The organism is Alkalihalophilus marmarensis DSM 21297 (assembly GCF_000474275.2).
GTDB lineage: Bacteria > Bacillota > Bacilli > Bacillales > Bacillaceae_D > Alkalihalophilus > Alkalihalophilus marmarensis.
On the sequence record NZ_ATAE01000005.1, the window covers coordinates 277,292 to 298,870 of the forward strand.

Sequence of the window (21,579 nt, forward strand, 5' to 3'; positions counted from 1 at the left end):
AGAACATGATCACTCATGTTCTTTTTTAGTCTGGATATACTTGATATGCTCTTTTAATATCTTTATTAATTCTTGACTCTCGGTCTCAGTAATGGAGAAATCAATTCCGTAATGGTAGCTTCTCCCGAATGATTTTTTCCAAACGATCTCTCCTTGTACATCTAAATTTTTTTTGGCAAGCTGCAATTCAACCTCGACTTCAACTTTAGCCTTATTGGGATCGGGCAGCTCAAGGTGAGTATTCATTTTGACTCCCCCGGCACTTATATCTAAGATGTACATTTCACCTTCCTTACTCTCAACATTTGCATCTGAGACTCGAATGATTTTAAAGGTTGACTTAAGGGGTTCACTAAATTCATAACGGAATGATTCTTCTCTTCTATACTGCATTTCACTCTCTCACTTTCTGGTATTTTTTTTATTATACTAGAATCAGGAACGATAGGAAGGTTTAGTTTCTGTCAAAATCGTGAATGGTTAGGCAAGGGCTACTCGAATCGATTGGATACATTCATATCCGAAATGCAGACTGTAATACATAAGCAAGAGTGCCGCAAAGCCATGAATATACTGATACAATCGCTGATTCATAACAAAAGATGTTAGTTTTGATAAGGTTGAAATGCATACATTCCATAGAAAGATACCTAAAAATATGAACATCGCTTGATAAAATACAGCATTTATAGATGTGTTATGAGCAGACTCGCTTAACACAGAGCCATAAACCCCGAACCAAAAAAGAATATTAATTGGATTTATAAGCGCGATTGTAAAGCCAATAACATAACTATTCAGTACGATTCTATTTGAAGGAGCTTCATTCTGATTCACCGTATCTATAGGTTTCATGGTGTTATTGATTGATTCAATGCTTAATTTGAGCAGAAAAAGACTGCCGAAGAAAAACAATAGGATATGAACGATTTCGATCGTTAAAAAATGTGTCAGCCCAAAGTATATAAGAAGCATAAATAAAGCATCAGCAGTCATGCCGCCAAGCCCTATTGCTAAGGAGGCAAAAAATCCAAATCTCACACCACGTTTAATCATCTCTAAACTAATAGGCCCTACTGGTGCTGCTAGGGCAATGCCTAATAGAATGCTTGATATCAAGCAGCGCACCTCCTTTTTATGCGTTTATAACAGGCATAAGACAAGTTATTCATAAACCGGCAAGAATATTCTATTTGATACATCATCATCATAAAGTGAAGGTAGGGAGGGGTTTTTATGAATATGCAATCAAACTACTTATTAACAAGTGAGCATATGCAAAATGAAAAAATTGTACCTAAATGGGTAAGTGAGGAATATCATAAATATCGCGAAGTTGTGATGAAGCCAACTTTCCCTTGTTTTTTTGGCAGAACAGGTGAAGAAAGAGGAGAGCTCAGGTATTCCTATATCAGTCATTCCGATTGGTCTCATCTTCCTCGTACTCTTTCAACCTTTTTACAATTAGTGAAAGAACCTCCTTTAGTAAGGCGCGGCCTTTTTATATTCGTAGAGCCTGAGAATAAAGAACAGCCTCTTTCCTATTATAGAAACTATTTCTGGGATGTATTGCAATACTTAAATCGGCATGATCCAAAAAAATGGCCCGACCACACACCAGCAGATCCAAATGAGTTCTTATGGTCGTTTTGCTTTGAGGATGAATCAATTTTTGCATTTGGAAATGCTCCAGCCTATAAACAGCGAATCACAAGAAATTTAGGCGAGAGTATGGTTATCGGAATTCAGCCTCGTCGAATCTTTGAAGGTCTAGAAGGAACAGAACCGAATGGGATCAATTCTAGGGAAGCAGTAAGAAAACGAGTTGAGGCATGGGATAAGCTCCCGAAGCATCCTGATATCAGTCATTACGGTGATCCATCGCATCACGAATGGAAACAATTTTTCATCGGGGACGATTGTGAGCCGATTACTTCTAAATGTCCGTTTCATGCTGTTAATACAAATAAATAGGGGAAACATCCAAGGCTAAAACCACAGTTCATTAAGCCATTTTACATAGAGCTGTGGTTTTTTTAATTGTTTTTTGATTATGTTTAAATGACTGTCACAGGTTGGGAAACTCTCAAACAATTTTGTGAAAACTTGTAATTTTAGGAAAATGACTTATAAAGTGTTTATCGTTTTAGTATGATAGGTGTAGTTCGAAGCACATTAGTATAAAATTTCAACCGACACGAAGGAGGAATTTTCAATGAGCAAGAAACTACTTTATACATTACTAGCAGGTGCATTATCAGTAAGTGTATTAGCAGCATGCGGTGAGCCGGTAGATGAGCCAGCTCCAGCAGATGATCCAGCAATGGAACAAGAAGATGACATCGAAGTAGAAGAAGAAGAAGCAGAATAAATGTAAGGTGATGGCCGCTTTTAGCGGTCATCTTTTTTTTGAAAAAAAAGAGATTATAGTTGAAAAAACATGAATTTTCTGATATTAATTAAAAAAAGATTTTTTTTAGAAAAGTTATTTTCATGCATAAAACTATGTGTTATTATGCATCTACAAGCATAATTATTATATTACTAGAAAGATAGTTGGGGGTTAATAATGATGAAAAAGTATAAGTGGAGTGTGGCAGGATTATCGGCAATCCTATCAGTAGGATTATTAGCAGGGTGTGGAGCAGAAGGGGACGGGCCTGCGGAAGTGGAAGCACCAGCTGAGGAACCGACTGAAGAAGTGAATGAAGATGCAACATCAGGAGAAGGCGGCACATTAATTATGGCCACATCAGCTGACTATCCTCCGTATGAGTCTGTGGATTTAGAGTCAGGTGAGATTGTCGGTTTTGATATTGATATTGCTAATCACATTGCAAGTGAATTAGGGTATGAGCTTGATATTCAAGATGTTGATTTTAACGGGTTAATTCCAGCAATGGAAGCAGGCCGTGCAGATTTCGTACTAGCTGGAATGACACCAACAGAAGAACGTATGGAGAATGTTGATTTCTCAGATATCTATTATGAAGCACAGAATTTAATTGTTTCAAAAGAAGATCAAGGATTAAGTGCAGTTGAAGATCTTGAGGGATTAACAGTCGGAGTACAGCTTGGTTCCATCCAAGAAGGGGAAGCAGAAGATTTAGCAGAAGAGATTGGTTTTAATGTAGAAAAACGTGACCGTATTCCTGAATTAATTCAAGAATTATTAGCAGGCCGTCTTGATGCGATCCTTATGGAAGATACCGTTGCTGCTGGTTACATGGAGTCTCAATCAGGTTTAGCGCAATTTGAAGTGCCAAGTGAGGAACTAGCTGGTTCTGCGATTGCTTTCCCTAAAGGCAGCGAGCTTGTTGAACCGTTCAATGATAAATTAAACGAAATGATTGACAGCGGCCTAATGGACGAGCTGATTATTAAATGGTTCGACGCTGAAGAATAAAGAATACGTTGTGTAGGAAGGAAACATTCAGTCATGAACATAGATTTTAGAGTGATTGAACCCCATATCCCTTTTATATTAAAAGGGATTGGGGTTACATTACAATTTGTATCTACCTCATTATTAGTCGGTCTAATCTTAGGAATTATTTTAGCCATCATGAAAATCGGCAAGATAACTGTACTGCGCTGGTTTGCTCATGCGTATACATCCGTTTTCCGCGGAACGCCTTTAATTTTGCAATTATCCATCATTTATTATGGGGCGCCGCAATTTGGAATTGAAATGAGCGCCTTTTTAGCAGGGGTCCTAGCCTTTGGTTTAAACTCATCTGCCTATGTTTCAGAAATTATCCGTGCAGGGATTCAAGCGGTTGATAAGGGTCAAAAAGAAGCTGCCGCTGCACTAGGTATCCCTGAGCGTCCAATGATGATCAGAATCATTTTACCGCAAGCATTTCGTAATATTCTTCCTGCCCTTTTTAATGAGTTCATTAACTTAACGAAAGAGTCAGCCATTGTATCGATTATCGGTGTGTGGGATATTATGCGCCGAGCTCAAATGGTCAATGCGCAGATCTATAAGTATTTCGAAGCGTTATTGTTTGTTGGTTTAATTTATTATGTGATGGTGATGGTGTTGACCATTATTGGACGAATGATCGAAAGGAGATTGCAACGCAGTGATTAAGGTCGATAATTTGCATAAAGCCTTTGGAAAAGTTGAGGTCTTAAAGGGGATTTCAACGGAAGTAAATAAAGGAGACGTTGTAGCGGTTATTGGACCTTCAGGCTCTGGGAAATCAACCTTCCTCCGCTGCATTAATCTCTTAGAAAAGCCTACAGCAGGTCATATTTGGGTAGGAGATCAAGATCTGACAAACAAGAAGACGAATGTACTCAAAGTACGTGAGCAGATCGGGATGGTGTTTCAGCATTTTCATCTTTTCCCTCATATGACAGTGCTTCAGAATTTGACGTATGCTCCTATGACAGTAAAAGGAGTGTCAAAAAGCGAGGCTGTAGAACGAGCAGAAAAGCTTTTGAAAAAGGTCGGCCTGCTTGAAAAACGAGATGAGTACCCTAACAGGCTGTCAGGGGGGCAAAAGCAACGTGTGGCGATTGCACGAGCGCTCGCTATGGAGCCTGAAGTGATGCTTTTTGATGAGCCGACATCAGCTCTTGATCCTGAAATGGTTAAAGAGGTGCTGGCTGTTATGAAAGATTTAGCTCATACAGGAATGACGATGATGATCGTCACTCATGAGATGGGATTTGCGCGTGAAGTGGCTGATCGAGTATTATTTTTAGACGGAGGCAAGCTCGTCGAGGACGCTCCGCCTGAAACCTTTTTTACAGAGCCTAAATCAGAACGTGCCAAAGACTTTCTTGAAAAGGTATTATAACGAAAAGATTCACAGTGATAGGCTGTGGGTCTTTTTTATATTAAATGACAATAAAGTAAGGTATGATAAAAACAATAATAAAAGAAAGGCCTGTGATGAATGAATTTTAAAATTGGCTATCGAACCTTAAAAACAGCAGTAGGTGCAGCGATAGCAATCGCCATTGCCCAGCTTCTTCAACTAGATTTTTATGCGTCAGCAGCCATTATTACGATCCTTTGTATTTCTATTACAAAAAGAAAGTCATTAATCGTATCCTGGCAGCGTTTTGCTGCTTGTTTGATCGGCATGGCTTACAGTGTAATTATATTTGAATTAGTGGGATATGAACCGTGGTCGCTCGGTTTATTGCTGCTAGTATTCATACCTACAGCCGTCATGTTGAAAGTTCAAGAGGGTATTGTAACGAGCTTAGTTATCGTCTTGCATCTCTATACACTGCAACAAGTCTCAACAGCCATTATTATTAATGAATTATTATTAATCATCATCGGAATAGGTGTGGCTTTAATTATGAATTTATATATGCCAAGCAGCGAAAAAGTTTTACGTGTTTATTTAAAGGACATAGAAGATCACTTTAAAAAGATCCTGCATGAAATGGCTGAATATTTACGGCACGGACAAAGTGATTGGGACGGAGCTGAAATTCCAGAGACAGTGGAATTGTTGAAGAAGGGTAAGAATGAAGCTTTGCGAAATGTTCATAACCACATCATGCGTTATGAAGACCAATATTATCATTATTTTAAGATGAGAGAGAAGCAGTTTGAAATTGTTGAACGCATGATGCCCTTTATCTCTTCATTAGAAAGGTCGTTGCCTCAAAGCGTTCAGCTAGCGGATTTCTTAGATGAATTAAGTAAATCGTTAAGTCCTGCTAATCATGTGGTCTACTTTTTAGAGCGCCTGGATCAAATGGAAGCGGAATTCAGGGAAATGGAACTGCCTAAGACAAGAGAGGAGTTTGAAATTCGTTCGTCTTTATTCTACATTATGCATGAATTAAGGCAATATCTTCATATTAAAGACAGCTTATGGAATCACGTGGATAAACGATCTATCTAAGAGGCAAGCTACAGGTAAAAAGGCAGGGCTGGTGATAGATGTGGCAGCTGTGATGTTATCGCTTTTAATGATGTTTTCCCCGATTTGGCCTTTGGGGGAGAATCCTGCATTGGGCGATCCTTACCTGATCATCAATATTGAAACAAATGAACTGGCTTTTATTTATGATGGCCAGGTTCAAAGGGTATATAAAGTTGCGAGCGGAAAAGAGGGTGCAGCAACACCTGAGGGAGAGTTTACTGTTGTGGTGAAAGCTGAAAATCCATATTACAGAAAACTGGACATTAAAGGCGGAGATCCACATAACCCTCTTGGCACCAGGTGGATCGGATTTGATGCGGAAGGAACCGATGGCAGGATATATGGAATCCACGGGACCAATAGACCTGACTCGATCGGTTCTCACGTGACGGCAGGATGCGTACGCCTGCCAAATGAAGAAGTTGAGCAGCTATTTGATCAAATCCCTTTAGGTACGAAGGTTCATATTCTAAAGCGAAAAGATGCATCTTTTGAACAGTTAGCGATAGATGCAGGCGCTATGTAAGAAAGTCGCTGCCAGAACTCTGGCAGCGACTTTTATCGTTAGATGAATGATTAGAATAGTGATACACCCATTAAAAGTGTTCCTACAACCATAGTGAAAATCATAATATAAATAATTGTTTTTTGGAATTTGCGTGGCATGTAATACCCTCCCTCATACGTCTCTACCCTATATTTTACTAAGAACTCGCTATTAGGACAAGGGGTACCTTCGTAATCGAGAAAATTTGACAGGATATGCAGGATTTTTTGATCGGTGGAACGAATGTTATAACTAGACTGTCATAAATGGAGGAGTGGTTCCTTTGAGTGAAAAAACACCGAAAAAAATTGATCATATTGGGATTGCGGTAACATCTATTGAAGAGGTACTGCCTTTTTATGTAGGAAGCTTGAAATTACGTCTAATTGATATTGAAGAAGTACCGTCTCAAGGAGTGAAAGTAGCCTTTTTAGGGGTTGGCGAATCTAAGGTTGAATTATTAGAGCCGCTGTCAGATGAAAGTCCAATTGCTAAATTTATTGCAAAACGCGGTGAAGGGGTTCATCATATTGCCCTTGGCGTGACGAACATTGAATCAAGAATTGAAGATATTAAAGAGAACGGCGTAAAAATGATCAATGATGAGCCTGTACCAGGAGCTGGTGGAGCAAAAGTGGCGTTTTTACATCCTAAATCAGCCAGAGGGGTTCTATATGAATTCTGTGAAAAAGAGCAAGTGACAAAATAAAGTGTTATATAGATGCATCATTGATTTGATGCATCTTTTTAGTGTTTAATTTTTGATAATATAGTGTCTATCGCTTGAAAAGGTGAAAAATTCCTTGAAATCATGTACCATTAAGCTGAAACTACAAATTGGAGGCCTACATAATGATTAATGAAAAACGTTTAGTAGATGAATTTTTAGAGCTTGTACAAATTGATTCAGAAACAAAGTTTGAAGCAGAAATTGCACCGATTTTGACAGAAAAATTCACTTCTCTTGGAGTAGAGGTAGTTGAAGATGATGCAGCTGATAAAACAGATCACAGTGCAGGAAACCTCATTTGTACATTACCTGGAACAAAAGATGGGGTAGATGCAATTTATTTCACTTCTCATATGGACACAGTTGTACCAGGTAAGGGAGTAAAACCGTCAATTAAAGATGGGTATGTTGTGACAGACGGAACAACGATTTTAGGCGCTGATGATAAAGCGGGTATTGCAGCGATGCTTGAAGGGATCCGTGTGCTTAAAGAACAAAATATCGAACACGGGACGATTCAATTTATTATTACGGTCGGAGAAGAATCTGGACTTGTAGGGGCAAAAGCAATGGATCCTGCTCATCTAAAAGCGAAATATGGCTTTGCGCTAGATAGTGATGGACCTGTAGGTAATATTATTGTAGCGGCACCAACACAAGCAAAAGTTAAAGCCGTTGTACATGGCAAGACTGCTCATGCCGGTGTTGCTCCTGAGAAGGGGATTTCAGCTATTACAGTTGCAGCAAAAGCCATCTCTAAAATGCCTTTAGGCCGAATTGACGAAGAAACGACAGCAAATATCGGCCGTTTTGAAGGGGGAAGTCAAACGAATATCGTGTGCGATCACGTGGCTATTTTGGCGGAAGCCCGTTCTTTGGTGAATGAAAAAATGGAAGCGCAAGTAGCGAAAATGAAAGAAGCGTTTGAACAAACGGCTAAGGAAATGGGTACAAAAGCTGACGTTGAGATTGATGTAATGTATCCAGGGTTTAAGCTAGGTGATGGTGATGAAGTTGTTGAAGTGGCTAAACGTGCAATGACAGCGATTGGCCGTACACCGGAATTACTACAAAGCGGCGGAGGAAGTGATGCAAATATCTTCGCAGGACACGGAGTGCCGACTGTTAACCTTGCTGTAGGGTACGAAGAGATCCATACAAAGAATGAAAGAATGCCGATTAAAGAGCTTGTGAAGTTATCAGAAGCAGTAGTAGCGGTAGTAAAAGAAGCGGCAAAATAATTAAGAGGTAAGCAGACCGGTGGACCAAAGGAGGTTCATCGGTTTTTATTAATTGTAGGAATATAATCACATAAAAGAGGGCCAGGTGATTTATCCGTTTGTATGGTTTATAAATAAACAAACACGAGCAATTATGCAATCATCACCTGGTATTCCTCGAAAACTTACTATTTATAAAATTGCTCACCGAAGTTTTTCTGGGATGTTTCGGCAGAAAGTGATAACGACTAAATAGTCAATTTGCCGATCGTGCGGAATTTTGCGTGGACCCATACATGCGGTTTTGGGTGGGGATTTATATGCTCTAGTGTAAAAATGGCGAATGTTGCGGCGAATACCGCCCGAATTCTAAGCTCTCTAACACCATTTCTTCGCTGTCACCAATCATAGATGCGAGTTGTGCAATCGTAGGTGACTTGTCATGTTCTTTTTTATATGCGTGGAGGAGAACAACAATGCGGTCGAATACATCGGCATAGCGCTGATCACATTTCAACTGATAGTGGGTCATAGTAAGACACCTCCAATTTGCAAGCTTTCGACAAAAACCTTATCGTTTCGCCTGCTACTTTAACCATATCTGAAATATACATGAAAGGCAATGTTTTTTTAAATGAAATCGCAAAAATATATTGACTTAGGCTTTGTGTCCTTGGTATGATACTAGTTTTAGCAAATAATAAAAAACTATGAGAATGTATCCTTTAATGACTATTGGTGAAGGTACCGCAATTATTTTAGGACCAATAACTTTAAATAACGAACATTCTTTCGTATAATTAAGTGTAAAGGAGTGGGATCATTATGAATCAAAGAAGAGTTATATTTCATATTGATATGAATAGCTTCTATGCCTCTGTGGAAATGTCATATGATCCCACTTTACGAGGAAAGCCGCTGGCGATTGCCGGAAACGTAGAAGAGCGTCGCGGTATTATTGTTACAAGCAGCTATGAAGCTCGTGCGAAAGGGATTAAGACGACAATGCCGGTTTGGAAAGCACTCCGTTTATGTCCCGAATTAGAATTGAGGAGACCAAATTTTGAGCGGTACAGAGAATCGTCCCGGGCTTTATTTGAGTTATTAAGAGAATACACTCCGCTTGTCCAGCCGGTATCCATTGATGAAGGGTATGTGGATGTAACATCGTATCTCTCTAAAATACACCCCCTGCACTTGGCTGAAGAAATTCAACGGCGTATAAAGGTAGAGCTTGATTTGCCATGTAGTATAGGGATTGCGCCAAATAAGTTTTTAGCGAAAATGGCAAGTGATATGAAAAAGCCTAATGGGATTACCATTTTGAGAAAACGAGATATGAAAGAAAAATTATGGCCTTTGCCGATTGGCGAGATGCATGGAATAGGAAGGCGCACCGTAGAAAAATGGGAAAAGAAAGGGATTAAAACGATTGGTGACTTAGCACTTGCTCAAGGGTCAGATGTTCAAGGCTGGTTTGGCACAAATGGCCGAAAGCTTTACGAGCGGGCAAATGGCATTGATTACCGTCCGGTAGACCCTGAAGCGATTTATGAATTTAAAACGATAGGCCATTCAACGACCTTAAAACAAAACACAAAAAGTACAGCAGTGATTGACCAAGCTTTGAAGCAGCTGTCTCACTCAGTCTCAAAGCGCCTTATGAAAAAGCAAGTCTTTGCTAGAGGGGTTCAGCTGACGATCCGCTATCATGATTGGCAAACGATTACGAGAAGCCAGAAGCTTTCAAATCCTGCTCAAAAGCCTGAAGATCTCTATAAACAAGCTAAACAAATCTTCCTAAAAGCATGGAACCAAGAATCTGTCCGCTTACTAGGTGTCAGCACATACGATTTGATTGAGCAGCAATATGCTTATAAGCAACTCGATCTCTTTCATTATCAAGACGACATAAAAGAAGAAAAGCTTTCTCATTTAGTTAAGGAAGTCCATGAGAAATTCGGAGAGCAGGCACTGCAAAAAGGATTGTCTAGCAAATGGAAAAGTAAAGAAGAAACATCAACTGAAGAAGGGACGAGTTTTAGCAAAGATTTTTTAGAACCAGAATAATTCTGGTTCTTTTTTTGTTTTAAGAATGACCATGTAAGATGTACAAAGAGGTGCCGATATAAAGAATAAGGATTAAATAGGTCGATGGAAAATCGAAATCAAGACCAGGAGCGTGAGCCGCATGCAAGTCAATCACCTGCAGCATATTCAAAATCAACAGCCAGAGCGGGCTATTCCGTTACGTGAAGGTGATGTATATAAAGCAACAGTAAAAGAGAGAAAAGATCATAATGAAGCGCTTATCAGTATTAGAGGAAGAGAGGTCCTGGCAAGATTTGAAGGGAGCGTACCCTCTGGTGAGCGAGTGACAATACAAGTTGATCAAGTAAAAGAAGGTCATATCAATGTTCGAGCGCTAGCGCTTAATGAGGAGCCTCGCGCAGCTACTCAAGCAAACAACCAAAATAAAGATGCAGTGAATCAAACACTGCAAAACTTAGGTTCAAAAAACCCCACTCCTGCGATGAGGGAAGCAGCGCAGGCCCTAATGGATAAAGGCGTTCCGCTTACTAGAGAGGGAGTGGCTGAATTAGAGCGATTTCTTAGAAGCGGTGATGCAGCAAATAGACTAGAGACAGTTAAGGCGTTAGCGAATAAGCGCTTAGAAGTAACGTCGACTCATTTACGAAGTGTTCATGAAGCATTACACGGACGCCCATATACACATGTGTTAAATGATCTCGCAAAGGAAGTGGATCCTGAATTTAAAGTGGAGCCAAGAGAACGGACGTCAGAAGGAAGACAAGAGCTGCCAGCAAGGAACGGCGAACCTATACGCAGCAATCAAAACGGGAGAATGTCTCCTGATTATTTGCGAGAAATACGTCAAATGATTCAGCAGGATGCATCAATAGAGCGAGCTGTTCAAACGGCAAGAAGCCAAGTCGTTCAACATCCGGAGACATCACGTGAGGCAGCTCAGTTAGTGGAACGCTCAACAACTGAAGCCGCTCATTTAACGAAAGTCGCCAAAGAGCGGGTGCAAGAGGCGGTAAGTCAGGTGCTGCGCCAATCTAGCGGCATTGACAGTCAAATCAATCGTGAGCTGCAAGCGATCAGCCAAGCAGGAGGGTCGATTGAGAATACTGTTGAAATGATCCGCACAGCACGTAGCAGCCAAGAACTCTCTACCGCTCATCAGCAGGTAGTGGATAAGGCAGTGGCGCAAGCCTCTCAATTAATTCAAGCAGGTCGAGAACAAATGATTCAGGCTCTTACTAAAAGCGAAGAATTGATCCAGTCGAATGTGAATGGGACAAGTAATTTGGATTCGATTCAGTCGAACTCCTTAGGCAGTGCATTGATGGATGCGGGCAAAGCCCTTCAGCAGGAGCCGAATATACAACGTGTTATTCAAATGATTGAAACGTCATTGCTGAACCACCCTGAAGTACCTAGAGAGACCCAAAAGCAGCTCAGTGAAGCTTTAATGAAAGCAGCAGATTCAGCCAATAATGGTAGAGAAATGAGAGCAAGACAACTTTTGAGCCAGGCTTTACTAGAAGTAGAATCTTTGAAAGTGAGTGTCGACTCTAATCAGTTAAGTCCAAATCAGGCTGGACCAAACCAAAATGGAGCCAGCTTAATGGGGGCGGATCAATATATTCAAAATGAGGTTTATCAAACAAGCCTCGAGGCGGCAAGTAAAAATATTGCTGTCACAACGGTTACGGAAAAATTAGCCGAAGCTGCCCAGACGTTTAAACAATTTCAACGTGAGATCAGCCGGACATTGGACCAAATCATTCGTCAAACAGAACAGTTCAAACAGCATGCAGAACCGTCTACCAAACCGTTGCTTGAAACTACAATCAAAAAATTAGACCATGCGATTCTTAGGTCTGAAATGATGCTTTTAACCGATATGAAGACAGAGAGAAGTTTAATGCAAGCCAGCAGCCAGCTTCAAGAAGCGAAGAAGCTGTTATCAAAGGGCCTACATGAACAGGCTAAGCAAATCGTAAAAGAGGTAAAGCAGTTAGTAGAAAGATTAAATTTCCAGCCATCAGAAACAAAAGTAAAGCATTACGTAGCGCTAAATGAACGCTCCGGTCAAGAAGGCCGCACACCTTCTCAGATCCTCTCACAGCAGTATAGTGAACATGCTCGTTCTCCAATCCAAGAAGGGTCGCCGCGTGCCATGTTTGAGATGATCAGAGGAATGGGGTTAAACCGTGATAGTGAGATTGCCCAGCAATTAGCAGCGGCAAAAGAACATACTGAAATAAATGAACGCAATGTGAAAGCGACTCTTATGCAGATCGCTCGCGGTGAAGAAGAAGGCACTCGTTTAAATCAATTAGCGAATCAAGCCTTAAATAATATGACAGGCCAGCAATTATTAAGCAGGTCTGACCAACAAGCAAACATGCAAAGTTTATTTTTAAATTTACCAATGCTGCTTCAAAATAAAGTAGAGAACTTACAAGTATTTGTGAACTCACGTAATGAGGGGGGGAAGGTAGACTGGGAGAATTGCAGTTTATTTTTCTTAATGGAAACTCCTAAGATGGGTGAAGTGGGAATCGCAATTTCAGCTGCAGATCGTCAATTGTCGGTTACGTTAAAAAATGACGGAGAAGCCTTTGAGGAAAAAATGGCCCCTTTAGTTGATCAAGCAGTAGAAAAGTTATCAGCGATAGGCTATTCAATCAAAGGCATTCAATATTCAAAGCTTAAACAAGACGAACAAGACCCAGCACTAGATCAAGTACAGAAAAAGGTACAGACCCCTACGTTTACTGAGAAAGGATTTGACTTTAAAATATGATCGTCCAAAAACACTTTAACCAAACGAAGCGGCGGATTCAGAACGGACCAACAGCTGCTGTTATTCGTTATGATAAGGAAGACGGAAGTGCTCCAAAGGTGGTTGCACAAGGGAGGGGGCAGCTTGCGAATCAGATTATTCAGCTCGCCCATAAAAATGACATTCATATGCAAGAAGATGCGACACTCGTTTCGAATTTACTGGATATGGATTTAGGCGATAATATTCCTCCTCAGCTTTATTCAGTTATGGCAGAAATCTTGCTGCTGATTGAAGATATGGAGAAAAACTATTAAACAACCATCGACATAAGTCGATACTAATAGTGTCAAAAGAAAATGCAGACGGAGGTGGAAAGGTTTGACCACTTTCCTAACAAACGAAGCCCTTCATCAAAAGTCATCTCAAGAGTTGACGGCGCTGTTGTATGAGGCTTGTTTAATAAACTTAGAGGATTCACTTGAATTAATTGATCAAAAAGAATTTGTAGAAGCGAACGCTAAACTGCAAAAAGCAAGTGATATCATTCATCGCCTAGGTGCTGGAATTAATTATGAAGCGGGGATCATTGCAGATCAGCTTGAGCAAGTATATAACTATGCGGCGGATAAAATTGTTGAAGCAAATATAAAAAAAGATAAAGCGATGATTGAAGAAGTTATTCAAATCATTCAATCGATCATGTCTTCATGGAATGAAGCGATGAAATCGAAAAAAGATATACAGCCGAAGATGATGAAACAAAAGGCGAATGCATACGAGTCAACCGCCATTTATCAAGATTAAAGGAGCCTCCTAAAATGAAAATTAATAATAATATTCAAGCGCTTAATGCTTATAGAAACCTATATCAAAATCAATTCCAAACGTCTAAAAACTTAGAGAAACTATCATCAGGTCTTCGTATTAACCGTGCTGCAGATGATGCAGCAGGTCTTGCAATCTCTGAGAAAATGCGTTCACAAATCCGTGGCCTAAAAATGGCTGAACGTAATGCAATGGACGGAATTTCACTAATGCAAACATCTGAAGGAGCAATGCAGGAAGTACATACGATGCTGCAGCGCATGCGTGAACTAGCTGTCCAAGCAGCCAATGACACAAACACAGAATACGACCGCGAACAAATCCAAAAAGAGATTGACCAGTTGAAGCTGGAGATCGATTCCATTTCAGAGAAGACAGAGTTTAACACGAGGAAGCTGTTGAATGGGTTTAGTGCGGTGTTGACGACTTATGGAAATGATGCGAATAAAATAAATCTAGTAGGCTTTCCTAAGGTGACAAATGCAAATTTGAAATCTGGAGATTATCAAGTGGAAATATCCGATGCAGAATATAAATATACATTCACTCAAAAATCTGCTGGGTTGGGAGCGGATGAAACGAACGATGTAAAATTTACAAATGAGATTGGGGATGATGATAAACCTGCTATGTTATTTGGCGAATACACTATTATGGTTCGTGAAGTTAACACTGATAGTGAAGATGCAAAAATTGAAATTTTGGATCCTAATGGTTTATCCATGGGAAATAAAGTAGTTAATATTGGTGAACATGATGACGCTGGTGAGATAGATATCTTTGGAATAACTATTGATACTTCTAAAATAAGCTCTGCTGGAACTGTTAAAGTTAAGATGGAAGTAGAAGCTGAAATCGTATTAAGAGATAATACTGCTCCTACTGCTCCTACTGATATTCAGGCAGAAAGAAAACTAGTATCAAACAACGGACTATTTAAACATGGGGGAATTGAGTATCAATTTAACACAAGTATTAAAGAAGGGGAAATGGATTTTAACATTACTAACAACGCTCTCTCATTCCAAATTGGACCTAACACAAACCAAAATGTAATGATTGATATCCCTCGTATGGATATCGTTACGTTAGGAATAGAGAATATTGATGTACTTTCAAACGCGGGTGCTAACTCAGCAATCTTCCAACTTGACCAAGCAATCAACAAGCTTTCTGATGCTCGTGCGAAGCTTGGGGCGGTGCAGAACCGTATGGAGCATACAATCAACAACCTACAAGTTACTCATGAGAACTTAACGGCTTCTGAGTCTCGTATTCGTGATGCGGATATGGCACTTGAGATGACGGAATTCACTCGTAACAATATTTTAAATCAATCAGCAACAGCGATGCTTGCACAAGCGAATCAATTGCCGCAAGGTGTACTTCAACTGTTACAATAATTAATACAATAACGGAAATGGGAAGGCGAGGAGACTTAAGTCTTTTCGCTTTTTCTCGTTTCATTACTTCCTATTTATGCTAAAATAACAGCACAGATAAGATCATGGTGAGGACGTGAGATCATGGATGTCGGGCGGATTGCTCGTACAGGGCTTGGAAAGATTGAACCGAAAAAACAGGAGCCATCAGCTAAAGTTTCCTTTCAAGAAATAATGGGAAAACAACGTGATGAGAAAGCATACGAGAAGTTATCACAATTAATGCAGAAAATTGATGATCAAGGGAAAGTCCTTGCTGAATCAAGAACAGTTGAAGAGCTGCGGAAATATAAGCAGCTTGTCAAAGAATTTATGGAAGATGCTGTTCAATTTGGTTTAAGCCTTGAAGAGAGGAGGGGCTTTAACCGCAGGGGACGTACGAAGATCTACAAGATCGTACAAGAAGTCGATCGTAAACTGCTGGATCTAACCGATGCAGTCCTAGAAAAAGAGAAAAAAGGCTTGCAGATTCTTGATATGGTTGGAGAAATTAAAGGGCTGCTCGTTAATATTTATGCGTAAAACAAAGACCTGTGAGTTATTTCACAGGTCTTCTTTTATAACAACGGGAACAGCAGTAATAAGAATAGATCAAATATTAAGTGAGAAATAATCGCGATCCATAGGTTTCGTGTCTTCACATAAATATATGACCAGACAAAACCAGCAATGAGGGCTGCTAATACTAATAGAATGCTTCCTGCGAATACATGAGCGAATGCATACAGCCCGGTTCCAAATAGTGCTGCTTTCATGGGAGTATAGCTCGTTAACAAGCGTTTCACGATAAAACCGCGCCAGAACCATTCTTCACCGGGAATAATAATTAAAAATAACCATACATAATGAATGGCTGCAGTAGGCTGGACAAGAGTATATAGTGCATGGAGCTGTTCCATTAAAGGCAGGCCGGTAAACTTGATCATCCATTTTCCAAAAGCAAACAATAAATAAAGCAGAATGCCACTAATTATACCTATAAGCCAGCCGTTAAAGTTGATAGCCCTCACATCCATTTGGGTACAAGAGAAGGCATAGATGGTTAAAATAAATAAAGATAACGGGAATAATAGCCAAAAATCAATCGGCTGCCAGTAAAAGCTAATAGCAAGAAAAATAATCGCTAATCCATAACCAAATGGTGTAGATTTTAATATGTGGTGGTTCAAGTTCATTCCTTCTTTCAAAAGCAGTTTTGTTGATATACTCCGCTTACATTGATTATACTAAATCATACTTAATGAAGGAGTGATTTAGGTGGATACGTATATTTTTACATATGAAACGACAGTAGATGCTCCCATTGAAGAGGTATGGTCTTTTTTTCATACAGCTGAAAATCTAGTTAAAATCACTTCATTTCCAACGATTACCCTGCACTCTGATCCAGAAACAAGAGAAGGGAATACCATTCGCATGAAAATGGGGCTCGGACCTGTAGGGGCCGATTGGCATTCATACATTCAAGAAGTAAAGCCCCATGAATATTTCGTAGATGTGGGTGTGAAGCTTCCTTTTCCTCTGAAATCATGGCGACATACACATTCATTTGTAAAAAAAGGTGACTCAACCGTGATGAGAGATATTGTTGAAATCCAATCACTCCTGCCGACTTCTATCCTCAAGCTGGCTCTTAACGGAATGTTCCGCGGGAGAGCAGATGCAGTTCGCCGCCATTTCCAATAGGCTTTAATCTTACTTCAGCCCGCAGCTAAGAATGCTTTTGTATCTTTTCAGCTTCTATATGCGCCTGTTGGTCGAACAATTGAGTTTGTCCTCCTGCTATATGCGCCGGTTCACGGCTCAATTGCGCGCATCCATTGTTATTGCGCCTGTTAAGCCTGCTTATGCGTCACTGCTAAGCTGAATTGTATTCTTTCCCAGTGTTATTGCGTCACTCACTCTGCACTTGTTTTTTTGCATCGCTCCCAAACTCACATCCCCCGCACTTGCAACCATATAATCAAAACAAAAGGCTGCCCGCATAGGCAGCCTTTTCTGTTAGTTCCAGCCTCGTTCATATGGAGTTGGAGCTTCGATTTTTGTATTTAATTCAAGTGCTGCCTGGCGTGGCCAGTACGGGTTTCTGAGTAATTCACGACCGATAAAGATGAGATCGGCTCGTTCGTTTCGTAAGATTTCTTCTGCTTGCAGTCCTGATGTAATCATTCCTACAGCTCCGGTTGCAATTCCCGCTTCGCGTCTTATTGTTTCGGCATATTTCACCTGATAGCCAGGATAAACAGGAATAGCGGCCGGTACGACAGCACCAGAGCTTGTGTCAATTAAATCGACACCTTGCTCTTTTAGCCATGCAGACAGCTGAATGAAATCTTCCATCGTGTTGCCGCCGTCTGCATACTCGCAAGCCGAGAGGCGGACGAATAGAGGGCCATTCCATACCGTCTTTACTTCATCCACAATTTTTCTCAGAAAAAGATATCTTGCTTCTAAAGAGCCGCCATATTCATCGTTTCGTTTATTTGTTAATGGTGAAAGAAATTCATTAATTAAGTAACCGTGTGCACCATGCAGCTCAATTACATCAAAGCCTGCTTCTTTCGCACGAAGGGCACCTTGTTTAAAGGCTTCAATCGTCTCTTCAATTTGAGCGGTGCTCATCTCAACAGGTGTGCGCATTTCTTCATTAAAAGCCAATGCAGAAGGGGCAAAAATATCACCTTCAACCATAGATTTGCGCCCGGCGTGAGCAAGTTGTATCGCAGCTTTTGCTCCATGTGCTTGAATTCTCTCAACTACTTCTTTTAACCCTTCAACATGAGCATCTTCCCATATTCCGAGGTCTTGATCCGAGATACGGCCTTGAGGATTTACTGCCGTTGCTTCTATCATGACCAGACCAGCCTGACCAATTGCTCTTGCTTCATAATGAGCAAGGTGAAAAGGACGTGTCTTGCCATCTTTTGTATCACTTGAGTACATGCACATAGGTGACATGACAATTCTATTTTTTATCTCAACGTCTTTTATTTTATATGGCGAAAAAAGCATGCGGTTCAACGACATCATCTCCTTAAACTCTTGCTGCTGATTTATAAGTTTATAGTTTGTTTAATTGGCTTCTACTTGATGCAGGTATTTACTAACTAGGGCTAAGATCGAACGCCTGGTTAATAGGGCAATAAACGAATCGTCCTCATCAAGTACGCATATAAAAGGGTGATTAATGACCAGAGTAAGTGCCTTGGCGAACGTTTCATCTATGTAGATTGTAGGGACCTCTTTATCCATTACATCGCCGACGCTTTTTTCAGACAAGCGGTCCATTTCAATTTGCTCAAGGCCTAATAGTGAATCTAAGATTAATGATTTACTAATCAATCCATGTAATTTAAAGGAAGGATCAAGTACTGGGATCGCAGTATAACCGGATTTAATAAGAACAAGAAGGGCATGTTCTAGTGGGTTTGCTAAATGAACGTGAGCCACTTTTTCACTTGGAATAAGCATATCGAAGATTTCAGGTTCTGACAGCGGCTTATTTTTTAAATGCTGGATCATCTTAATCACTTCTTTATCTAAGATTTGGAAAACATCACATCTCTTCTATCCTACAAGTGAAAGTGGATTATTGTCAACGGAACTGCCTGATTTAAACACTTTTATAAAGTATGAGCATCCACGGTTCAGGCCAAACTAAGATATAAAAAAGGTGAGATGTATGCATACAAAACAAACGGTAAGGTACATATGCGAGATTTACTCTTCAGGTAATGAATATTTCTATAAAAGAGAGTTAATTACACATGATAGTTGGGACAATATTGATTCATTAAGCTGGTCTGCACTTAGACCGATCTCAAAAAGTACTTTTATGAAAAGAAAAAAAGAGGGATATAAAACGGAAATTGAAAGAGTAGACAGACCTCCTGCAAAAGTGATTGCTTTTCCTGCAATACCTTCCCGCGATTGATGAAGAATACGTGAACAAATCGTGAAAAATCGCATCAAATTATCCCTGCAGACCGAGTCTTAATAATGACTTCTTATCCTGAATCAGCTACACTATACAGAGCAGAGTTCTATATTCGATTGAAAAAGTCAGCTCACATAAATATCGACTGATTCAGTATGAGAGCAGGGTATAGATGATTGGAATGATTGGAGCGATTAGGAAAATGAAGAAAAAAATGAGTGCTTTTCTTGGCGTTATAGCAGCAGGGTTTCTGCTTGCCGGCTGTAACTTAGTCACATTTGTAGAAGAAGAAACATTAAGTCTCCCGCTAGCCGAACATGAGCTGCTTGAGGTGGTACATGAAGAAGGAGAAGTAACGATAACGGGAGAAGAAGGACTTGAAGAAATTATAGTCGAAGTGAAATACGAGGTTCTAGGTGAAGAGTTAGAGGAAGCCGAGAGCTTCTACCGAGCGAATACGGCGGTATCGCTTGAAAGCGCGGGGGAAGCTGCTAAATTAATTACTTCCATCAAAAGAGGATCAAATCAAGAGCAAGCAAATATCCATCTAGATATCAAAGTTCCAGAGGATCTTCCCATCGTATACCGGCAGAAAGAGGGCGGATTTGAAGCCTCAAATTTATCTGGTGATATTACAGTTCAGCACGGGCGAGGTGCACTTGCTATGAGCGATATTAGCGGCGATATTACGCTGACAGATGGTGCAGGAGCAGCTTCTTTTGAACGGATCACGGGTCAGCTGCAACTAAACATCAATGCAGGGGCTACGTCTATTTCAGAGTCTAATGGAACGGTATTATTTACAGCTGGATCAGGGGATGTAACTATTTCTAATCATAACGGAGACATTACTCTAAGGAGCGGCAATGGGGATATAGCCATTAATAATATTGATGGAAATGTAACCATATTAGAGTCTAAAGGCGGTAAGCTTGAGATTGAGGGTGTCACAGGAGAAGTAAAAACCCCTGAATAAAATATTAATGAATTAGTATAAAGTCGCTACATGCGGCTTTTTTATTTTGTGGAAATTTCAGGATGAGAATTAGTGCCCAATTTTTCAAAAAAGTTAGAAGGATCATTGACAATTTGGAGATAGATGGATAGAATACTATTAAACTAATAATTCATATCAAATTACAAGGAATTAAACTTCTCCTAATATAAAAGAGGAGGTCAATATGAGTAAACAAACAGAGTGGGAGCTCCTTTCAGAACGATTACAAGCCATGCTGAAAAATTTACAATACGGATCAGTCACGATTGTGGTGCAAGATGGGAAAATTGTTCAACTTGAAAAAAATGAAAAACAGCGATTGAAATAGCTAGCTGACTAGACAAACTAGAGGCGGCATTCAAAAGGGAAACCCTTTTTGAATGCCGCTTTTTTAATCTAAAAGGAGGGACAATAATGGAGGTCACCTATCAATCCTTACATGAAAAGGATTATAAAAGTCTAAATGACCAATTGAAAAATAAAGACAGCTTAGATGTTTTAAAGTGGGCCTATCAAACATTTGGGGATGAATTAGTCTACTCCTGCAGTTTCGGTGCAGAAGGTATGGTGTTGATTGATCTTATTTCAAAGGTTAAAAAAGATGCAAAGATTGTCTTTTTAGATACGGATTTTCATTTTAAAGAAACGTATGAATTGATAGAGCAAGTGAAACAGAAATATCCGGCACTTACAATAGAATTAAAGAAGCCGTCTTTAACCCCAGTTGAACAGTCGGAAATACATGGAGAAGAGCTATGGAAAACGAATCCAGATCTATGCTGCCAGCTGCGCAAGCTTACTCCTCTTGAATCAGTTTTAAGTGAACATCAAGCATGGATTTCAGGATTGCGGCGAGAGCAGTCTCCTACACGAGCAAATACGCAGTTTATAAACAAAGATCAACGTTTTCAATCGATTAAAGTTTGCCCGTTGATTCATTGGACGGAAGAAGAAATTTGGATGTACATCAAACTCCACAAGCTGCCTTATAACGCGCTTCATGATCAGAATTTTCCGAGTATTGGCTGTGAATTCTGTACGAAGCCTGTTCAACCTGGTGAGGACCCCAGAAGCGGTAGGTGGGCAGGCTCGGCCAAAACGGAATGCGGCTTACATTTAGGTGAAAAACAAAAAAATAATTAATTTAATGGAGGAATAA

At 40.0% G+C, this 21,579-nt stretch carries 27 protein-coding genes; 20 read left to right on the forward strand and 7 right to left on the reverse strand.

The features are described 5' to 3' along the window. Positions 1 to 9: 9 nt before the first annotated feature. Together A33I_RS02795 and A33I_RS02800 are read right to left on the reverse strand one after the other, a co-directional pair. Positions 10 to 393: a PilZ domain-containing protein gene (locus tag A33I_RS02795; RefSeq protein ID WP_022626937.1), complete on the reverse strand. Its 384-nt coding sequence runs from the start codon at positions 391 to 393 to the stop codon at positions 10 to 12. Between the two features lie 87 nt (positions 394 to 480). Continuing rightward, positions 481 to 1,119 (reverse strand): LysE family transporter, encoded by a 639-nt coding sequence (locus A33I_RS02800; protein WP_022626938.1) that lies wholly within the window; start codon positions 1,117 to 1,119, stop codon positions 481 to 483. 123 nt (positions 1,120 to 1,242) lie between these two features. Between A33I_RS02800 and A33I_RS02805 the strand changes: the two genes are divergently transcribed. The 7 genes from A33I_RS02805 to A33I_RS02830 all read left to right on the forward strand — a co-directional run bounded on the left by A33I_RS02805 (position 1,243) and on the right by A33I_RS02830 (position 6,426). Beyond that, positions 1,243 to 1,974, forward strand: a complete 732-nt coding sequence (locus A33I_RS02805; RefSeq protein WP_031311365.1) for a YqcI/YcgG family protein — start codon at positions 1,243 to 1,245, stop codon at positions 1,972 to 1,974. A 241-nt stretch (positions 1,975 to 2,215) separates the two neighbouring features. Further along, the gene (locus A33I_RS21020; protein WP_012958262.1) at positions 2,216 to 2,371 is read left to right on the forward strand and encodes a hypothetical protein; all 156 of its coding nucleotides are present in this window, start codon (positions 2,216 to 2,218) and stop codon (positions 2,369 to 2,371) included. A gap of 201 nt (positions 2,372 to 2,572) precedes the next feature. Next, positions 2,573 to 3,406 carry a transporter substrate-binding domain-containing protein gene (locus A33I_RS02810; RefSeq protein WP_031311366.1) on the forward strand — a complete coding sequence of 278 codons (834 nt, stop codon included), beginning with the start codon at positions 2,573 to 2,575 and terminating at the stop codon, positions 3,404 to 3,406. Between the two features lie 33 nt (positions 3,407 to 3,439). Further along, positions 3,440 to 4,096 carry an amino acid ABC transporter permease gene (locus A33I_RS02815; RefSeq protein ID WP_022626941.1) on the forward strand — a complete coding sequence of 219 codons (657 nt, stop codon included), beginning with the start codon at positions 3,440 to 3,442 and terminating at the stop codon, positions 4,094 to 4,096. Further along, complete coding sequence (locus tag A33I_RS02820; protein ID WP_012958265.1) at positions 4,089 to 4,811, forward strand: amino acid ABC transporter ATP-binding protein; 723 nt, start codon at positions 4,089 to 4,091, stop codon at positions 4,809 to 4,811. The genes A33I_RS02815 and A33I_RS02820 overlap by 8 nt, the downstream gene beginning before the upstream one ends. Before the next feature lie 99 nt (positions 4,812 to 4,910). Further along, complete coding sequence (locus A33I_RS02825) at positions 4,911 to 5,879, forward strand: aromatic acid exporter family protein (RefSeq protein ID WP_022626942.1); 969 nt, start codon at positions 4,911 to 4,913, stop codon at positions 5,877 to 5,879. 52 nt (positions 5,880 to 5,931) lie between these two features. After that, the gene (locus A33I_RS02830) at positions 5,932 to 6,426 is read left to right on the forward strand and encodes a L,D-transpeptidase (RefSeq protein ID WP_031311367.1); all 495 of its coding nucleotides are present in this window, start codon (positions 5,932 to 5,934) and stop codon (positions 6,424 to 6,426) included. A 50-nt stretch (positions 6,427 to 6,476) separates the two neighbouring features. Here A33I_RS02830 and prli42 read toward each other — a convergent pair whose 3' ends face one another. Next, positions 6,477 to 6,566 carry a stressosome-associated protein Prli42 gene (gene prli42 / locus A33I_RS20500; protein WP_022626944.1) on the reverse strand — a complete coding sequence of 30 codons (90 nt, stop codon included), beginning with the start codon at positions 6,564 to 6,566 and terminating at the stop codon, positions 6,477 to 6,479. A 164-nt stretch (positions 6,567 to 6,730) separates the two neighbouring features. Between prli42 and mce the strand changes: the two genes are divergently transcribed. After that, positions 6,731 to 7,156: a methylmalonyl-CoA epimerase gene (mce, locus tag A33I_RS02835; protein WP_022626945.1), complete on the forward strand. Its 426-nt coding sequence runs from the start codon at positions 6,731 to 6,733 to the stop codon at positions 7,154 to 7,156. A gap of 143 nt (positions 7,157 to 7,299) precedes the next feature. After that, positions 7,300 to 8,418 carry a M20/M25/M40 family metallo-hydrolase gene (locus tag A33I_RS02840; RefSeq protein WP_022626946.1) on the forward strand — a complete coding sequence of 373 codons (1,119 nt, stop codon included), beginning with the start codon at positions 7,300 to 7,302 and terminating at the stop codon, positions 8,416 to 8,418. A gap of 304 nt (positions 8,419 to 8,722) precedes the next feature. Here the strand turns inward: A33I_RS02840 and A33I_RS02845 are convergent, their stop codons facing one another. Next, positions 8,723 to 8,929, reverse strand: coding sequence for a hypothetical protein (locus A33I_RS02845; protein ID WP_022626947.1), 207 nt, complete (start codon positions 8,927 to 8,929; stop codon positions 8,723 to 8,725). A gap of 290 nt (positions 8,930 to 9,219) precedes the next feature. Between A33I_RS02845 and A33I_RS02850 the strand changes: the two genes are divergently transcribed. The 6 genes from A33I_RS02850 to A33I_RS02875 all read left to right on the forward strand — a co-directional run bounded on the left by A33I_RS02850 (position 9,220) and on the right by A33I_RS02875 (position 16,008). Continuing rightward, positions 9,220 to 10,467, forward strand: coding sequence for a DNA polymerase IV (locus A33I_RS02850; RefSeq protein WP_235806155.1), 1,248 nt, complete (start codon positions 9,220 to 9,222; stop codon positions 10,465 to 10,467). A gap of 121 nt (positions 10,468 to 10,588) precedes the next feature. Then, on the forward strand, positions 10,589 to 13,237 hold the full coding sequence (locus A33I_RS02855) for a hypothetical protein (RefSeq protein ID WP_022626949.1): 2,649 nt from the start codon (positions 10,589 to 10,591) through the stop codon (positions 13,235 to 13,237). Beyond that, positions 13,234 to 13,533, forward strand: coding sequence for an EscU/YscU/HrcU family type III secretion system export apparatus switch protein (locus A33I_RS02860; protein WP_012958275.1), 300 nt, complete (start codon positions 13,234 to 13,236; stop codon positions 13,531 to 13,533). The genes A33I_RS02855 and A33I_RS02860 overlap by 4 nt, the downstream gene beginning before the upstream one ends. Positions 13,534 to 13,597: 64 nt before the next feature. After that, a complete protein-coding gene (fliS, locus tag A33I_RS02865) occupies positions 13,598 to 14,023 on the forward strand; it encodes a flagellar export chaperone FliS (protein ID WP_022626950.1) in 426 nt (141 codons plus the stop codon). Positions 14,024 to 14,037: 14 nt separating this feature from the next. Then, complete coding sequence (locus tag A33I_RS02870; RefSeq protein WP_022626951.1) at positions 14,038 to 15,447, forward strand: flagellin N-terminal helical domain-containing protein; 1,410 nt, start codon at positions 14,038 to 14,040, stop codon at positions 15,445 to 15,447. A 123-nt stretch (positions 15,448 to 15,570) separates the two neighbouring features. Beyond that, the gene (locus tag A33I_RS02875) at positions 15,571 to 16,008 is read left to right on the forward strand and encodes a YaaR family protein (RefSeq protein WP_022626952.1); all 438 of its coding nucleotides are present in this window, start codon (positions 15,571 to 15,573) and stop codon (positions 16,006 to 16,008) included. 35 nt (positions 16,009 to 16,043) lie between these two features. Here A33I_RS02875 and A33I_RS02880 read toward each other — a convergent pair whose 3' ends face one another. Next, on the reverse strand, positions 16,044 to 16,655 hold the full coding sequence (locus tag A33I_RS02880) for a CPBP family intramembrane glutamic endopeptidase (protein WP_022626953.1): 612 nt from the start codon (positions 16,653 to 16,655) through the stop codon (positions 16,044 to 16,046). An 88-nt stretch (positions 16,656 to 16,743) separates the two neighbouring features. Here A33I_RS02880 and A33I_RS02885 point away from each other — a divergent pair, with 88 nt between their 5' ends. Continuing rightward, positions 16,744 to 17,172, forward strand: a complete 429-nt coding sequence (locus A33I_RS02885) for an SRPBCC family protein (protein WP_022626954.1) — start codon at positions 16,744 to 16,746, stop codon at positions 17,170 to 17,172. A gap of 315 nt (positions 17,173 to 17,487) precedes the next feature. Here the strand turns inward: A33I_RS02885 and namA are convergent, their stop codons facing one another. Further along, complete coding sequence (gene namA, locus A33I_RS02890) at positions 17,488 to 18,507, reverse strand: NADPH dehydrogenase NamA (RefSeq protein ID WP_022626955.1); 1,020 nt, start codon at positions 18,505 to 18,507, stop codon at positions 17,488 to 17,490. Between the two features lie 51 nt (positions 18,508 to 18,558). Further along, positions 18,559 to 19,008, reverse strand: a complete 450-nt coding sequence (gene cbpB, locus A33I_RS02895) for a cyclic-di-AMP-binding protein CbpB (protein ID WP_022626956.1) — start codon at positions 19,006 to 19,008, stop codon at positions 18,559 to 18,561. Positions 19,009 to 19,168: 160 nt separating this feature from the next. Here cbpB and A33I_RS02900 point away from each other — a divergent pair, with 160 nt between their 5' ends. The 4 genes from A33I_RS02900 to A33I_RS02910 all read left to right on the forward strand — a co-directional run bounded on the left by A33I_RS02900 (position 19,169) and on the right by A33I_RS02910 (position 21,563). Then, a complete protein-coding gene (locus A33I_RS02900; RefSeq protein WP_022626957.1) occupies positions 19,169 to 19,420 on the forward strand; it encodes a hypothetical protein in 252 nt (83 codons plus the stop codon). A 175-nt stretch (positions 19,421 to 19,595) separates the two neighbouring features. Continuing rightward, positions 19,596 to 20,399 carry a DUF4097 family beta strand repeat-containing protein gene (locus tag A33I_RS02905; RefSeq protein WP_022626958.1) on the forward strand — a complete coding sequence of 268 codons (804 nt, stop codon included), beginning with the start codon at positions 19,596 to 19,598 and terminating at the stop codon, positions 20,397 to 20,399. A 205-nt stretch (positions 20,400 to 20,604) separates the two neighbouring features. Continuing rightward, entirely contained in the window at positions 20,605 to 20,748 is a 144-nt protein-coding gene (locus A33I_RS20115; RefSeq protein WP_012958285.1) for a YezD family protein, read from the forward strand. Between the two features lie 86 nt (positions 20,749 to 20,834). Further along, positions 20,835 to 21,563 carry a phosphoadenylyl-sulfate reductase gene (locus A33I_RS02910; RefSeq protein ID WP_022626959.1) on the forward strand — a complete coding sequence of 243 codons (729 nt, stop codon included), beginning with the start codon at positions 20,835 to 20,837 and terminating at the stop codon, positions 21,561 to 21,563. Positions 21,564 to 21,579 lie beyond the last annotated feature (16 nt).